Genomic DNA, 16699 nt, shown 5'->3' on the forward strand with positions numbered 1-16699 from the left:
AGACATAGACTTTACAAATACAACTCCGGAAGAGAGTAATATTTGTAAAATCTATGCTTGAGTTATCAAATACTATCCACCACCCCATCAGCCGGCAATGCCTGTCATAACTCTCAGAGGAAGAATTGAGGAAGAAATGAAAAATAAAAGGGGTAAGTGAGAGGTTCTTACAAAGATTTTTTAACTTTGTCACTGTTTAAAACCATATCGTATGAAAATATCGACTTTAATCCTGACCATCCTCGTTTGTTTTAGCACAATCGTCGATGCACAAGGCACACAAAACAGAGCAAATGAACTGATGAAACAAGCGCAAAGCAGTCTGGAACAAAAAGAATATACCAAAGCGCGTTATCTTTTCATCCAAGCCTATGGCGCCTTCGCGGCACAAGAAAACTATCCGAAAGCCGTGGAATGTGGAATTCAGGGAGCTGCTCTTTACCATCGTGAGAATTATTATAAAGAAGCATTCGACCTCTGCAGGGGAATGGAACAGTTAGTCTGGGCGGGCGAACAAAAGGAGCAGAAGCAATTCTATCCGTTGCGCTTTCAAATCACCAAAGAGAGATTACAAATGTATATCGGGCTGAAGAATGCCGCACAAGCCAAAGCACAGTTGGACAAACTGGCGGAAACCGCCGGCCAGGCAAAGAACGATTCGCTAAGTGAGAACCTCCTGTACACGCAGGCAAACTATTACTACACTTTCGGCCAAAACGCACAAGGGGACGCCTGCTTCCGGAAATTGATCAATCAATACAAAGCCCAGAAGAACTACGAAAAGGTAAACGAATGCTATAAGAACCTGATTGCCATCGGCCGTAAGTCAAACAATGCCTCCTTGGTGGCCCGCACGTACGAGAACTTCATTGTCTGGACCGACTCGGTGAAAGCGCTGACAGCACAAGATGAACTGAACGTGTTGAAACGCAAATATGACGAAAGCCAGCAGATCATTCAGGAAAAAGACGATACGCTGTCCGGAAAACAGTATATGATTGTCGGGCTATGTACGCTTGTCGTCATCCTGATAGCCGGACTGATCTTCGTTGCCATCGTGCTGCTCCGCTTCATTGCCGGAAACCGCAAACTGAAGAAGAGCGTACAGATAGCCAATGAACACAACGAACAGAAAACAAAGTTCATCCAGAACATCTCCGCACAAATGGAACCAACGCTGGATACACTGGCCGCTTCTGCTGCCGAACTATCGGGCAAGGCGCCCCAACAGGCACAACAGATGCAGGGACAGGTAGCCGCCCTGAAGAAGTTCAGTAACGACATACAGGAGCTTTCTACACTGGAGAACTCCCTGACCGAGCCTTACGAGATGAAGGAGATCAACGTAAATACTTTCTGCGAAGCTACCATGGATAAGGTGAAAGAGCTGGTGCAACCTGAAGTGTCGACCGTAGTGAATGCCGCCAAACTCCAGATCAAGACCAACCCGGAACAACTGGAACGGATACTGATTCACCTGCTGAAGAATGCGGCGGAATATACCGAAAGCGGAAAGATCTTCCTCGACTTCAAGAAGAGAGGCGCGCATACACATCAGTTCATCATCTCGGATACCGGCACGGGTATTCCTGCCGAAAAACAAGAGAACCTGTTCAAACCTTTCACGGAGATTAAAGACCTGACGGAAGGAGACGGACTGGGACTGCCTATCTGTGCCCTGATAGCTACCAAGATGAACGGAAGCCTGACATTGGACACAAGCTACACCAAAGGAAGCCGGTTCGTACTCGAGCTGCACACATAATAAAAAAACAACAGAGGGCTGCATCAAAAGCCCTCTGTTGTTTTTACGCCTATCGAACCGGAGCCTGTCATTAAACTGTAAGTTCCAACAACACTTCTCCTTGGGTGTTGAGTACCTTCACTTTAAGCACATCTTTCTTTTTCTCGATCACCATCACCGTTGCGCTTTTCATGCTATAACCACCACCGATAATGACCGGGAAGTTATTGCCAAGACTGCCTTTGGGGTGATAAGCGTATTCATGTGTATGCGCATTCAGACAGACATTGAAGGGAGCTTTCTCCAGGAGTTTCCCCCAAAGTCCCGAACACAGGTTCTCGTAATCATTGCCATAAAGCGGGATGTGATGAATCAGAATCCGCTTGCCGGCCTTCCTGAACTCTTTGGAAGCGAGTTCTTTCTTGAGGAATCCCACCTGATCATTACGCAACTTCGTAAAATCGTTCAATCCGTAATAGACCCAATGGTCATCGGGTTTATCTTCACCGCAGTCGAGCATTACGATGCGCGTGTCTCCCCAGTTGAAGGCTCCGTAAGTCTTATCGCCCACATAGTCGAACAGGCTGTGCAGCCCGACCGAATACGCATTCCGGATTTCATGGTTGCCCCGCATGAAGAAAACAGGAACGCGGTCGCCCTCCACTCCTTCGGTCAGTTCGCTGATGAAGGCCGTTGCCTGATCGTGGTTGGCGGGATCGTCCACGCAATCACCGTTGAAGACTACGAAATCATAGTCCACCCCCTTGATCTGGCTGCACAACGCCTGAAAGGTTTTTGACTGCTTGTGCAGGTCATTGAAGACGACGGCCGTGAAGCTGTCTCCACCATCGGCCGGCAAGGTAAATTCTTTAAGCTCTGTACGGGCAGTATTACCAAATACTTTTTTGTAAGCCTGGTAAAGCAGAATCTCCTGCGAACAAGCCCGATAGTAATACTTCTGTCCGGGTTGCAAACTGTCAAGGCGAATCTTATGGAGAGTATTGCCGCAAACGACTTGCCCGTCGAGAAGAGTACGTGCCCGCTTTAGGTTTGAGGGGTCTGTGCCATATTCCACCCAGCAATAAGCCGGCACGTTGGTTTGCCACATTACGGTGATTCCGCCCCCGACCGGGTTTTGCAGATAGGGTTTGGTACGGCAGATGCGGTCTTCGGGCACTGCCATCCGCACTTCCACCAACAACGGTCGGTGATCGGATGCCAACGGTTCGTCGATAACCCGGGCGGAATTAACAACGAAAGTAGGTTTTTCCTGTTTAAGCGCAATCAGGTAATCCAACGTCTCTTTCGGTTCGGAAGCGGGATAAGTAGGTTGCTTGGGGTTGGAAAGTACCTGGAAGGTATTCTTCAGTTCTTTGATGAAACCGGAACCGGCATCGGAATTGAAGTCGCCGGCAAGGAAGAAGGGCTTTTCGGCAGAAACGGCAACCGATTTCAGGATCTCGAGTGACTTCATCCTGTCTTCTTCCGTCAGAGAGAGATGCGTGCAGCCAAAGATGTATTCGGGAAACTCGGCAACAATCAGCGTCCGCGCCTCTTCACGTCCCGGTAAAGCAAAGGTTTGCAGGCGCAACGGGGCTTCTTTCGCGAGCAGGCCGATTCCGTATTTTCCCCCGTCATAATCGATGGCAGGAGCGAAGTAGGGATGCAGCTGAGTGCGTTCCGCCAGTTCCCGGAGGACATCCGTCCCATTGCTCCGGGCGGTCATGCTGTCCAGTTCCTGAACAGCAACGACATCCGGACGGGCATTGTTGATCACATTGGCCACGCGCTGGTAGTTGCAGCTATTGTCCATGCCTCTGGCATTGCGGACGTTGTAGGTCATCAGCCGCAGGACATCCCCGGCCTGGGCCGACAGCACAAAGAGTGCAGAGAATAAGAGTAATACAAGTTTTTTCATGGGTCTGTTTGTTTATCGGGTTTTATTTATTTGCTTTTATACACGAGTGTCCGTCCGTCCACCGCCCCATACTCTATCATCAGCTGACGGAAAGCAGCATAATCGGCCGGACGGATCATTTGTTTTTTCAGTTTCAGGCTCCGGACCACCCGCGTCTGTCCGCCTTCGGGGAGGATGGAAATGATTAGCGTGCCTACGGCGTTGTCTATCTTCTTCTCCATCGCCGGAGTAGCCAGCCGCATGTCCTCGGGAGTCTCTGCCAGATAGGTGAAAGTCTCGTCCGCCGCTCCGGGCAACAAAAGGTTGGAGGTGCGCTTGCTGTTATAGCGGACATACTGAGAATTGGCGAGGCTTCCCCGCTCTGCCGGGAGTGTGAAGACCAGATATCCGTCTTTGGCTTTCGCCTTATCGGGCTGCAAGGTATATTCCTTATTGAGAGCCGCGGACGGAAGATTCAGTTCAAATGGCTGTGTCAGCATGGCCACGTAGGCATGATCTTTCTGCCAGGAGACGGCGGAGGGGGTTTTGCCTTTCAGGGACAGGGCTTGCTGCCTGCCTCCGGCTTCGGTCCACACAAACAGTTCGCGGATACTGCCCATCCCCAAAGATGCGGTGTTCGCGGACGGAACGCAGACCGCCCCGATCTCGGCTTTCAGGCCGGCAGCCCTCAGGCCGGCAGCCAGCAGATTCGCTTTCTCGGCCTCGGTGGCATAGGCCGAACGGAGCACCTCGGCAGTGGGACGGATGCGATAAGCGGTTTCGCTCAACGGGAGAGGTGAGTAATAAAGATTGTCGATCACGTAGCTGTGTAAGGCTTTCACTTTCTCTTCATCGCTCTTCGCGCCGGCAGTCAGTTTTCCGGCAAGGGTGCGAAGCCGGGCATCCGCCTCCCGCTCCCACTGTGCGGAGAGGAACGCCATCGGTTTCTGTTCCGTCGTAGCGGTCAGCAAAGGCAACTCACCGCCGATCACCGACACTTGCGGTTCGCGGCTGAGGGCAGGGAGGTTTTTCAGTACCCAGCTGACCTGCTTCATGCCTTCTTTCTCGGTGACGAGAGGTTTCGACTTCAGGTTGTCGAGTGCATATTCCAGCCGTTGTCCTTGGGGAACAGTAATGCTGATTTCGTACTCTTTCACCGGAGAAGACTGTTCCAACTGGCGGCAGACGTTGATTTCCGGCAGATATCCGGGCTTGCTCGTGATGGAGTAATCCAGATAAACGGTAGCACCTAATTCCAGCCCGGTGTGCACCACTACCATCTCCCGCAGAGCGTTGAATGCCGGGGCATTGGCTGCCGCCGCAGGAAGAACTTCGACAAAAGCATTATCGGGTGTCTTCACGATGTTCCCGTCTTTCTGCCGGGTATACGATTCGTGGATCTCCAAGGTCTGATAACGGGGATCGTACGTAATGAACGACTCACCATAGGTGCGGTTCATGGCTGTATGGGTATACAGTGTCAGGACTTTCATGTGACGATAGACCTGCGAACCATCGGCCCGCAACGTCCAGCTTTCTTTTATTTTCTTGAATTCCGCTTCCTGACCGGCGACCGGAAGAACCAGCGCAAACAGGCAAAGGAGCAGAAGGGTATGTATTTTTGTCATGTGACGGCAATCTTTTTTAAGGTTTAACAATCAAATAATCCGCAAAGCTCTTGTAGGCATTCACCGCCGAACGGAATCCTTCCCAGTCGGCAGCTCGGTATATGCGCTTCTTCAGGGCAAGTTTCTGCTTCAGCACCAGCTTGTTGCCATCCTGCCGCAACGCCCCCTCAAAGTCGGCTGCCGGACTGGTCCTCTGTTCGCTCCGCGATTGTCCCGCCAAGCGGTATCCCCGGGGTAAAGTAATCACCTCGTCCAGCTCCACCAGACGTGAACAAGCGTCACGGAAGCCATACCGGCGGGTTTCCAAATCGGTGTCGATGCGCAGGAACGAGAGAACACTGGTATAGAGATTGTTCATCACCATCGGTTTCAGCAACAGTTCGCCGTCGCCCGCAAGCGCATAATCGGGGATCTCGTAACGGAACGTGATGCGGATAGGTCCCGCCTGATAATCTTTCGGCGCACTTCCGTAATCTACTTTCAACATGCGGGCCCGGGGGGAAACACTGAGCAACTGGCTTTCCATCGTGCTTTGCCATTCGGTCTGCCATCCTTGGGTGAAGATGCGGCGGATGCTGCTGTCCGACTGTCCCTCGGCAGTGATCGAGAACGTGCCCCGCAGCGTTCCCTTCGCGTCCAGTTTATTTTCGGCGACGATGCGCACGTAATGGTTTTCGGGAGCCGACACGGGAGTCAGGCACAAATCGGAACCTCCCGGAATGCCCGGCAGATAGTTCTGTTGCTGTTCGGCGCTGCTCCACAGCTCGCGGCAGAACGGCACCCAGGTAGGATCGAGAGGGATATACATCCCATTCGCCAACTTCACCACTGCCACGCAATGGTTGAAATGATCGGCCGGAATGCTCTCGATGCGGCTTCCCGCCATCGTCATCGCCGGATAAGCCTCGAAACCTGCCATACGCAGGAAGGAGATCAGCGTGCCGGCAATATCCTTGCATACGCCGCAACGGTCGGTGTAGTTCATCTTCGTGTTGTGAAGCGTAAAGCCCTCCCCCTCGCCCATGCTGATACCGGCGTAGCGGATATTGTCGGCCACCCAATGCGTCAGCACGGCGATCTTTTCCATCTCCGTCTTTTTACCTTTTATGAGTTCGTTCACCTTCTGCTGCGCTTCGGGCAGGGCGTCGAAACTGCCGTATGCCTCGTTCAGGTCATGAAACCAGAGCGATTTATCTTCCCATCTCGGCGTGGAAGACATCATCAGCTTCGGAGCTTCATCAAAAAGATCGACCATGTTCGGTTCACGCCCGAAAGGGAGCACCTCGTTCTTGGCAAAGGTATACACCTTGCGTCCGTCTTCGTAACGCATCGACGAGGCGCAGGCCCCGTTATAGAACTGGAACTGGAGTTCCTTCTCCATCGGCATACTGACGGTGTACACTTTGCGCCGCGTAGGCTGGTCCACCCAGAAGGGAACGATGTCATAGAACTGTCCCCGCATGGGCGGGATGAATCGCGTGTCATCGTCCTCTCCCCCGGCCAGCAGGGCATAAGTGAATCCTTTTTTACTGATTTCGTAAGAGACGGTATCGCCCGGTTCCAGGCTTCCGAGTTCGATCATAATCTGGCGGGCTCCCCAGTAGATGGCCCGTGCGGGAGCGGCATAATCGCAGGTTTTCGTTACGTCCACCTGCACTGTTTCGCCATTGGCACGTTGCAAGGTGACCTGCTTGAAACGGGCAAACGCCGTCAGCGGATCGTAATCATACTTGATCACATGATTGTTTACTGCCCCTTTGGGGGTCTGCACTCTAAAGGACCGGTACACGACGAAACTACCTGAGCCATTGGGCTGTACAGTCACCGCGGTACTGTCCAGCAGGGTCACACAGTCTGCCTGGCTCCATGCATCCTGCCCGGCAGCCGGGAGGCACATCAGCAGCGAGAAGGTACAACATGAAGCTGCCCGGAGGACATTGCTTATTTTACGCATAGTTTATGAATTGAATAATTTGTGAATGGTTTTCATTATTTTCTGTCTGCAACAGACAAAAGTAGTACATCGATGGATAAAAACAAAAGGTATCAGGAGAAGTATTTGAAAATAAAGTATCGGACGGTAGAAGGAACGCTTTACATCTGTTCGTTTTTAATACTAAAACCGAGAAAAGAAGGTTATAAAATTATATTACTAAAAACAAAAAAGAGGTGTTTTGACCCCTTAAAATCATCGCTTAAGCGATGATTTTTCATCGCTTAGGCGATGTTTCGTCATCGCCTAAGAAACGACATATAGACTCTCGGAAGAAATTTTCGCCAAAAAAGCTATTTGTAATAAAAAAGCCGCTGTTTCCAGCGGCTTATCTAAAGTTACATGTGAAATATTTTATACTGATTACGCAGTGGGATCGTCCACGATTTCACCGCTTGGATCCTTTTCTTTAATTACATCATTTGTATTGGTCATCAAAACACTCCGGGTCAGTGTGCATCGGCTTAATACCAAGTCAGCTTCTTCCTTAGAAGAAAAGCGCAGATTGATAGACTTTATCTGCGATGCTTTTGCCTCATCAAGTGTTTTTACTCCACTGCTGTTCACCGTCAGATTAAAAGAGCCCAAATGTGGAATTTCCACGCTCTGCCCGTCTTTCAGGAAATTGGTAATCGCTGCTCCCAACTTGGAAAGCACAGCCAGGCATAAGGCATCTTGAACTCCGGATATCTAACTCAGATAATTGACTAATGTTTCCTGATCTACCACGCCTCTGTTCTTCAAGACACAATAATATAGTTTTTCAGAATCTTTATTTGCCACATCACTATTTCGTAACGCCAAGTTATAGTATAGTCCACCCATGATTTTAAGATTTTAGAAAGGTTGTTAATAGAAAATTGTTAATGTCCTCCAAAGGTATTTAGTTAAATTTAAAAAAGCAATTCTTTTCTTTGTTTTTTTTTAAGAACCGGGCAAAAAAGAGGATTGCCCGGATTCACATCCAGGCAATCGGCAAACAATAGAATCATTAATTTGAAGAAGGTTCAAATTAAATCTTAAAACTTAAATCCGTCACCTGGATTCACATCTTAGTAGCGGTAATATTATGAAAAAAAAAAAAAATTAAACTATATCTGCTTTTGATATGTATAAAGTGTTATCTGTTTCTTTTTCTTAGACGGAGGACCTCTGTTTCAACAATCGTTTTTATTTGCAGAAAACAGATTCCTTAAATCTTTAACAAAGGTATTTTATTCAAACTGGAAAAGCAACTCTTTTCCTTCTTTTTTTAAGAACCGGCAAAAAAAAGATTGCCCGGATTCGCATCCGGGCAATCTGCAATATTAACTTAAATCTATTGTCATGCTCAGATCGCTATCTGAACCAGTCTATAAAAAGTAAATTACTTGGATTCACATCTTAGCAATATTACTGGCTATGAAAAATGTGTTATTAAAGCACGTACAAAGGTATCCTATTCGAGCCGGAAAAGCAACTCTTTTCTTTCTTTTTTTTTAAAACCGGCAAAAAAAAAGATTGCCCGGATTCACATCCGGACAATCCCAACATTAACACAAATTAAAATCACAATCGGATTTTCATCCGAGTAAATAAAATAAAACGTGCATCACCTGGATTCACATCTTAGCAATGCTACAATGAAAAAAAAATTATCTTAGCGCTTCCACCTCGTCCGGTGTCAGCGGAATCTTCTTTCCTAAACGGCGGGCCCCCGTTTCCGTAATCAGATAATCCTCTTCGTTACGAATGCCCCCGAAGTCCTTGTACGTCTCCACTTTATCGTAATTGATAAAGTCGGTAAACTTCTTCTGTCCCTTCCACAAGTCTATCAGTTCGGGGATGAAATAAATACCCGGCTCAACGGTATGCACAAAGCCCGGTTCCAACGGTATGGCGAGACGCTGCGACTTACGGCCGAACTGCGTGCTCTTGGGCTGTCCGTTGTAGCCCACCCAGAGTTCGCCCAGGTTCTCCATATCGTGCACGTCGAGCCCCATCATGTGCCCTAATCCGTGAGGATAGAACAGGGCATGCGCGCCTTCACGTACGGCGTCTTCGGCATTTCCCTTCATCAGTCCGAGTCCTTTCAGGCCTTCGACCATCACGCGTGCCGACAAATCGTACACGTCCATATAAGGAATGCCCGGACGGAGTGCTTTCACCGACTCCAGATGCATGGCGTTCTGTATCTCGTAAACCTCGCGCTGCCGCTGCGTGAACTTCTTATCGGCAGGGATGGTGGACGACATGTCGCCGGCATATCCCATCTCCGTCTCGGCACCGGCATCGATCAGAAACAGATCGCCCGGCTTCACCGTGTTGCCGTGATAGTGGTTGTGAAGTGTCTGTCCGTTCACCGTAGCGATGGTGGCGAACGAAAGATCGCCTCCGGCGGCGTGTGCCACCGCTTCCATGGCTGCCGATACCTCCCATTCGCGCATGCCGGGACGCAATATCTTCATGGCCGTGATGTGCATATCCGCCGTGATGTCACAAGCCTTCTCGATTTCGACAACCTCCTCGGCCGACTTGTAACTTCGCTGTGCGATCACCGCACGGATAAAGGGCACCGACCCTTCCTGGCGTGCGGGAGGCACTCCCAGCCAGTCCATCAGTTTCAGCTTATGTTCGGCACGGTAAGGAGGCAGGTAATGGATGGCCTGGCCCTTTTGCACCGCCTTGTGCAGATAGCCGATGATGTCCGCCGAAGGCATGGTGATGCTGACTCCCACCCGCCGGCTCTTCTCCTTCAGCGTCGGCTGTGTACCCATCCACACGATGTGGTCGATGGTAAGCTCGTCGCCAAATATAATTTCCTTATCTTCATCAATGTCGATTATAGCAGAAAGTCCGGCAAACGAAAGGCCGAAGTAATAAAGAAAGGTGGAATCCTGACGATAGCGGAACGTATTGTCCTCGTAGTTCAACCCGCACTCGTCGTTACCCAAAAACAACAATACTCCGGAGCCTAATGTTTTTTTCAGCAGGGCTCTGCGCTGCATATATGTCTCTTTGCTGAACATAATGGTATGTATTTAAGTTATGAAGGCAAAGATATAAACAAAGGATGAATTGGCAAAGAAGATGGAAAGCTTTAATTCCGCCGCCTTCTCCGCCCGTTTCCTCCTTTAACTCCTTTTATCGGATAAATCATTTCGCTATATCGAACAATTCATTACTTTTGTAGCGAGAAACAAAAAAAACGTAAAGCATTCAACGTATGGCACAAGGTTCCCGTCAGATACAATCGCAGGCGCAGCAGCAGATACAAACGCTCTCACCGCAGCAAATTCTGGTAGTGAAGCTACTGGAGCTACCGGCTGTGGAACTGGAAGACCGTGTACATGCCGAACTGCTGGAGAATCCCGCCCTTGAAGAAGGCAAAGAAGAAAACGCCTCCGACGAAACCACCCCTGCCGAAACCGCCGAAGGGGAAGCAGAAGGCGATACGGACTATGATTCTCTGAGCGACTATCTGACCGAAGATGACATCCCCGACTATAAACTCCAGGAAAACAACCGCTCCAAAGGCGAGCAGGCGGAAGAGATCCCATTCTCGGATGCCACGTCATTCTACGAAATCCTGAGAGAGCAACTGGGCGAACGCGACCTGACCGAACATCAGCGCGAACTGGCAGAATACCTGATCGGTTCGCTGGACGATGACGGCCTGCTCCGCAAGTCGCTCGAAAGCATCGGCGACGAACTGGCCATCTATGCCGGCATCAACGCGACGGAAGAAGAACTGGAACAAGCCCTGAAAATCGTACAGGACTTCGACCCTCCCGGCCTCGGCGCACGCAGCCTGCAAGAATGCCTGCTGATCCAGATCCGCCGGAAAAAACAACCGCATACCGCGGACCCCCTGTTAGCAACGGAAGAAGAGATCATCAGCGAGTGCTACGAAGAATTCACCCGGAAGCATTGGGAGAAGATCATCAGGAAGCTCGGACTGGACGAAGAGTACTTCTACAAGGCACTCGAAGAGATCACCAAGCTCAATCCGCGCCCGGGTGCGTCATTGGGTGAAGCCATCGGACGGAACCTGCAACAGATCGTCCCCGACTTCATCGTCGATACCTACGACGACGGAACCATCAACATCAGCCTCAACAACCGGAACCTGCCGGAACTGCGCATGAGCCGCGACTTCACCGAGATGGTGGAGGAACATACGAAGAACAAGGCCAACCAGTCCAAAGAATCGAAAGAGGCCATGATGTTCCTCAAACAGAAGATGGATGCCGCGCAAGGCTTCATCGACGCGGTGAAGCAACGCCAGAATACGCTGATGACCACCATGCAGGCCATCATCGACCTGCAACGCCCCTTCTTCCTCGAAGGCGACGAGTCGCTGCTCCGCCCGATGATCCTCAAAGACGTGGCCGAACGTACGGGACTCGACATATCGACCATCTCGCGCGTGAGCAACAGCAAATATGTACAGACCAACTACGGCATCTATCCCCTGAAGTTCTTCTTCAGCGACGGATATACCACCGGAGACGGCGAAGAGATGTCGGTACGTGAGATACGGAAAATCCTCAAAGAATGCATCGACGGCGAGGACAAAAAGAAACCGCTGACCGACGATGAACTGGCCGAAATACTGAAAGAAAAAGGATACCCCATCGCACGCCGGACGGTGGCCAAGTACCGCCAGCAACTCAACATCCCGGTGGCGAGACTGAGAAAATAAAAAAGCATAATCAAAAAGAACAAAACCCAATGGCTGAAGAAGAGAAGATAGAGCAACATATCATAGCTGACAGGACACTGATCCGTACGGCCAGAATCATTTCGGGAATACTGACTCCATTCTCTATCCCCTTTCTGGCCTTCCTCGTATTGTTCCTGTTCTCTTACCTGCGCATCATGCCGTTGCAGTACAAGCTCATCGTATTGGGCATTGTCTACTGCTTCACCATCCTGATGCCCACCATGACCATCTTCCTGTTCCGCAAAGTGAACGGCTTTGCCCGCCAGGACCTGAGCGACCGCAAGAAACGCTATGTGCCGATCCTGCTCACCATCATCTCCTACGTCTTCTGCCTGATGATGATGCACAAACTGAACATCCCCTGGTATATGACAGGCATCATACTGGCCTCGCTGGTCGTGCTGGTCATCTGCATCTTTGTCAACCTGAAGTGGAAGCTGAGCGAACACATGGCAGGCATGGGCGGTATCGTAGGCGGACTGGTATCGTTCAGTGCGCTCTTCAGCTACAACCCGGTGTGGTGGCTCTGCCTCTTCATCCTCATAGCAGGGATATTAGGCTCGGCACGCATCATCCTGCAACATCACACGCTGGGCGAAGTCCTTGCCGGCTTTACCGTCGGTTTCGTCTGCTCGCTGCTGGTGCTCCACCCGCTCAGCAACGTATTGTTCCGTATATTTTTATTTTAAACATAGTATCAATCCTAAAAACTAATCATTATGAACTTCCCACAGAATGTAAAGTACACCAACGAACATGAATGGATCCGCCTTGAGGGCGACACAGCTTATGTAGGTATCACCGACTATGCACAGGAACAACTGGGCGACATCGTATTTGTCGACATTCCTACCGAAGGTGAAACCCTGGAAGCCAACGAAGTGTTCGGTACCATCGAAGTAGTAAAGACCATCTCCGACCTCTTCCTGCCCGTTGCAGGCGAAGTGCTGGAACAAAACCCCGCACTGGAAGAAAACCCCGAGCTGGTGAATAAAGACCCATACGGCGAAGGCTGGCTCATCAAAATGAAACCTGCCAATGCTGCCGACCTTGACAACCTGCTGAATGCAGAAAGTTACAAGGCATTGGTGAACGAATAAAGATTTAAAGCAGAGACGAATCGGGTTCACCACAGATTACACAGATTAACACAGAACTTTTAATCTTAAATATTAACGAGATAAATCAGAATCTGTGCCAATCTGTGTAATCTGTGGTGAACCTCTAAGCCATGCAAGTCTAAAGAAAGAAAACATTTAGCGTATAATTAAAACAATATGACCCCAATTGTAAGCATCATCATGGGTAGCACTTCCGACCTTCCAGTTATGGAGAAGGCCGCTCAGTTGCTCAATGACCTTCACGTGCCGTTCGAAATGAACGCGCTTTCGGCTCACCGCACTCCCGAAGCTGTGGAAGAGTTTGCCAAGAATGCCCGCTCACGCGGCATTAAAGTAATAATCGCCGCTGCCGGCATGGCCGCCCACCTGCCGGGCGTGATTGCCGCCTCCACCTCGCTGCCGGTAATCGGTGTACCTATCAAGTCGTCTCTCGACGGAATGGATGCGCTTCTGGCCATCGTACAGATGCCTCCGGGAATCCCTGTGGCAACCGTAGGCATCAACGGAGCATTGAACGCTGCCATCCTTGCCGTACAAATGCTTTCATTGGAAAACAAAGAACTCGAAACGAAATTCATTGCCTATAAGGAGGGGCTGAAAAAGAAGATCGTAAAAGCTAATGAAGAACTGAAAGAGATCAAATACGAGTTTAAAACAAACTGAGAAGATTTATGACGGACGATTTACCGTTTACGGTTACGGGAGAAGGCGGAACTCTTTTCACCACAGATTACACAGATTTTCACAAATTATCAATATGGATAATCAATGGTTTAAATTCACTCAGTGTTACTCTGTGTCCTCTGTGGTGAGTTTCGACACTCCTCTCGTAAGCAGTAAATCGTCCGGTCGTAAAGCGACTCCAATTACATACAACAAAATGGATTTATTCAACTACTCCCGGCGGGAAACTTCGGAAGTGAACATCGGGGCTGCTCCGTTGGGAGGCTCCAACCCTATCCGAATCCAGTCGATGACCAATACCGCCACGCAGGACACCGAAGCTTGTGTGGCTCAGGCAAAGCGCATCGTAGATGCCGGCGGAGAGTACGTCCGCCTCACCACACAAGGGGTGAAAGAAGCCGAAAACCTGATGAACATCAACATCGGACTGCGCAGTGACGGATACATGGTTCCGCTTGTGGCCGATGTACACTTCAGCCCGAAGGTAGCCGACGTGGCAGCCCGATATGCGGAGAAAGTACGCATCAATCCGGGCAACTACGTAGACCCGGGACGCACGTTCAAGCAACTGGAATACACCGACGAGGAGTATGCCGCCGAACTGCAGAAGATACGCGACCGCTTCGTTCCCTTCCTCAATATCTGCAAAGAAAATCATACGGCCATACGCATCGGCGTGAACCACGGTTCACTGTCCGACCGCATCATGTCCCGCTATGGCGACACACCCGAAGGTATGGTAGAGTCGTGCATGGAATTCCTGCGCATCTGCGTGGACGAGAAGTTCACGGATGTCGTAATCTCGATCAAGGCCTCCAACACAGTGGTAATGGTGAAAACCGTACGCTTGCTGGTGGCCGTGATGGAACAGGAAGGCATGGCATTCCCGCTTCACCTGGGTGTGACGGAAGCTGGCGACGGAGAAGACGGACGCATCAAATCGGCCTTGGGCATCGGTGCTTTATTGTCCGACGGAATGGGCGACACCATCCGCGTCTCACTGAGTGAGGAGCCGGAAGCCGAAATTCCCGTGGCACGCAAACTGGTCGACTACATCGTTGGGAGACAGGATCACCCATACATCCCCGGCATGGAGGCACCGGACTTCAACTACCTCTCTCCGACGAGGCGCAAAACGCAACCGGTGCGGAACATTGGCGGCGACCATCTGCCGGTAGTGCTTGCCGACCGCATGGACGGACGGACGGAGACCAACCCGCAATTCACGCCGGATTATATCTACGCCGGACGTGAACTGCCCGAACAGCCGGAAAAAGGTATGCAATACATCCTCGACGCCGACGTGTGGAAAGGAGAACCGGACACGTGGCCCGCTTTCAATTATGCCCAACTGGAGCTGATGGAAACGTGCGCCGCCGGACTGAAGTTCTTCTTCATTCCTTATATGGCACTTACGGACGAGGTAGTGGCCTGCCTGAAACGACATCCCGAAGTAGTGGTGATCTCGCAAAGCAACCACCCGAACCGCGTAGGCGAACATCGTGCGCTGGCCCATCAACTGACGGTGGAAGGGTTGCAGAACCCAGTCATCTTCTTCCAGCACTACTCCGAAAATGCAGCCGAAGATCTGCAAATCAAGGCCGGTGCGGACATGGGAGCACTGATATTCGACGGTCTGTGTGACGGCATTTATCTCTTTAACCAAGGGGAACTGAGCCATGCGGTGATCGACGCTACCGCCTTCGGCATCCTGCAAGCGGGACGCATCCGCACCAGCAAGACGGAGTATATCTCTTGCCCGGGATGCGGACGGACACTGTTCAACCTGCAAAGTACGATTGCCCGTGTCAAAGCAGCCACCTCACACCTGAAGGGACTGAAAATAGGCATCATGGGATGTATCGTCAACGGACCCGGTGAGATGGCGGATGCCGACTATGGCTACGTGGGTGCCGGCCGTGGCAAGGTAAGCCTTTACAAACGGAAGGAGTGCATCGAGAAGAATATTCCCGAAGAAGAAGCCGTGGAAAAACTGATCGAACTGATTAAGGCAAACGGTGACTACGAAGAGAAGGCTTAATCCTGATCGTCTCCCAAAGAAGACAGTTAGTCCCGCCGACGAATAAGTAATCAACAGAAAGAAAGCACCACGGATTAAGAAAGGGTGAGCTCCTGGCACCTTACTTCTTTCGGCTGGCAAAGAGCCACTCCATGAATCCGGGATAGTTGAAAGCCGGATTCCAGCTGCCGTGATTGCAACCGGGAAACTCGACGTATTCCACCTCTGCTCCAAGTTTCTTCAACGCTTTATAAGCCTCGCGAGAGCCTTCTACCGGCACTACGTTATCGGCATCCCCATGGAAAATGCGGAAACGGACACTCACGGCATCGGCCAGGCGTCCGGGATTCACCGTGCCGCAAATGGGGACGGCGGCGGCGAATGTATCCGGAAAGCGGATGGCAAGGTCGTACGTCGCCATGCCTCCCATAGAAAGACCCACTACGTAAACGCAGTCACGATCCACCGAAGGCAAATCGAGGTAAGTGTCCAGCAATTCTTTTACCGCACGTAAGATGGGAGTGATCTCCTGTCCCACCGGCATCTCCGAAGGAACGAACGAAGAAGGGCGGGAGGCGTATGCCCAGTAATCCTTCTCCGGACATTGAGGCACGAGGACAAATGCCGGATACTTCTCACGGTTCACGGGGTTGAGAAACATCTGTCCACCGTGTGTCAATTGTTTCTCGTTGTCGCTCCCCCGCTCGCCGGCACCGTGCAGAAAGAGCACCAAAGGATATTGCTGCCCCGGCTTTTCCGACTCCGGACGAAGCAAACGGTAGTTCAGCGAATCTCCCCGGGAGGAGATGAATACTTTTTTCTGATACGCCTCTTGCGAACGGGCACCCACGGTCAGCAGGAAGAGACTGAGGAAGAAAAGAACAAACTGTTTCATGGCTATTCGGGA

General features: G+C 50.8%; 11 protein-coding genes and 1 pseudogene. 6 read left to right on the forward strand and 6 right to left on the reverse strand.

Annotation, left to right across the window (positions count from 1 at the left end; translation table 11 throughout):
* Window positions 1–211 precede the first annotated feature (211 nt).
* Window positions 212–1765: a sensor histidine kinase gene (locus QK890_RS16775; RefSeq protein WP_367627471.1), complete on the forward strand. Its 1554-nt coding sequence runs from the start codon at window positions 212–214 to the stop codon at window positions 1763–1765.
* 70 nt (window positions 1766–1835) lie between these two features.
* On the opposite strand, the gene QK890_RS16780 is transcribed toward QK890_RS16775, so the two are convergent.
* The 5 genes and pseudogenes from QK890_RS16780 to QK890_RS16800 form a co-directional block, all read right to left on the reverse strand.
* Window positions 1836–3662 (reverse strand): endonuclease/exonuclease/phosphatase family protein, encoded by a 1827-nt coding sequence (locus QK890_RS16780; protein WP_022012870.1) that lies wholly within the window; start codon window positions 3660–3662, stop codon window positions 1836–1838.
* Between the two features lie 26 nt (window positions 3663–3688).
* On the reverse strand, window positions 3689–5269 hold the full coding sequence (locus tag QK890_RS16785) for a DUF3857 domain-containing protein (RefSeq protein WP_367627472.1): 1581 nt from the start codon (window positions 5267–5269) through the stop codon (window positions 3689–3691).
* A 16-nt stretch (window positions 5270–5285) separates the two neighbouring features.
* Entirely contained in the window at window positions 5286–7223 is a 1938-nt protein-coding gene (locus tag QK890_RS16790) for a DUF3857 domain-containing transglutaminase family protein (protein ID WP_367627473.1), read from the reverse strand.
* A gap of 402 nt (window positions 7224–7625) precedes the next feature.
* A pseudogene (locus tag QK890_RS16795) lies at window positions 7626–8087 on the reverse strand (DNA-binding protein).
* 809 nt (window positions 8088–8896) lie between these two features.
* Window positions 8897–10270, reverse strand: coding sequence for an aminopeptidase P family protein (locus tag QK890_RS16800; protein WP_195317383.1), 1374 nt, complete (start codon window positions 10268–10270; stop codon window positions 8897–8899).
* Between the two features lie 197 nt (window positions 10271–10467).
* Between QK890_RS16800 and rpoN the strand changes: the two genes are divergently transcribed.
* From rpoN to QK890_RS16825, 5 genes are all read left to right on the forward strand, one after another.
* Window positions 10468–11946: an RNA polymerase factor sigma-54 gene (gene rpoN / locus QK890_RS16805; protein WP_005781969.1), complete on the forward strand. Its 1479-nt coding sequence runs from the start codon at window positions 10468–10470 to the stop codon at window positions 11944–11946.
* Window positions 11947–11975: 29 nt separating this feature from the next.
* Window positions 11976–12656, forward strand: coding sequence for a hypothetical protein (locus QK890_RS16810; protein ID WP_005781968.1), 681 nt, complete (start codon window positions 11976–11978; stop codon window positions 12654–12656).
* A 30-nt stretch (window positions 12657–12686) separates the two neighbouring features.
* Window positions 12687–13067, forward strand: a complete 381-nt coding sequence (gene gcvH / locus QK890_RS16815) for a glycine cleavage system protein GcvH (RefSeq protein WP_005781967.1) — start codon at window positions 12687–12689, stop codon at window positions 13065–13067.
* 177 nt (window positions 13068–13244) lie between these two features.
* A complete protein-coding gene (gene purE, locus QK890_RS16820; RefSeq protein ID WP_005781966.1) occupies window positions 13245–13751 on the forward strand; it encodes a 5-(carboxyamino)imidazole ribonucleotide mutase in 507 nt (168 codons plus the stop codon).
* 217 nt (window positions 13752–13968) lie between these two features.
* Window positions 13969–15813, forward strand: a complete 1845-nt coding sequence (locus QK890_RS16825; protein ID WP_195317397.1) for a 4-hydroxy-3-methylbut-2-en-1-yl diphosphate synthase — start codon at window positions 13969–13971, stop codon at window positions 15811–15813.
* A gap of 100 nt (window positions 15814–15913) precedes the next feature.
* Here the strand turns inward: QK890_RS16825 and QK890_RS16830 are convergent, their stop codons facing one another.
* Entirely contained in the window at window positions 15914–16687 is a 774-nt protein-coding gene (locus QK890_RS16830) for a dienelactone hydrolase family protein (protein ID WP_234191162.1), read from the reverse strand.
* Between the last annotated feature and the right edge of the window lie 12 nt (window positions 16688–16699).

It is taken from the genome of Bacteroides sp. NGMCC 1.200775 (assembly GCF_040798045.1).
GTDB lineage: Bacteria > Bacteroidota > Bacteroidia > Bacteroidales > Bacteroidaceae > Bacteroides > Bacteroides hominis.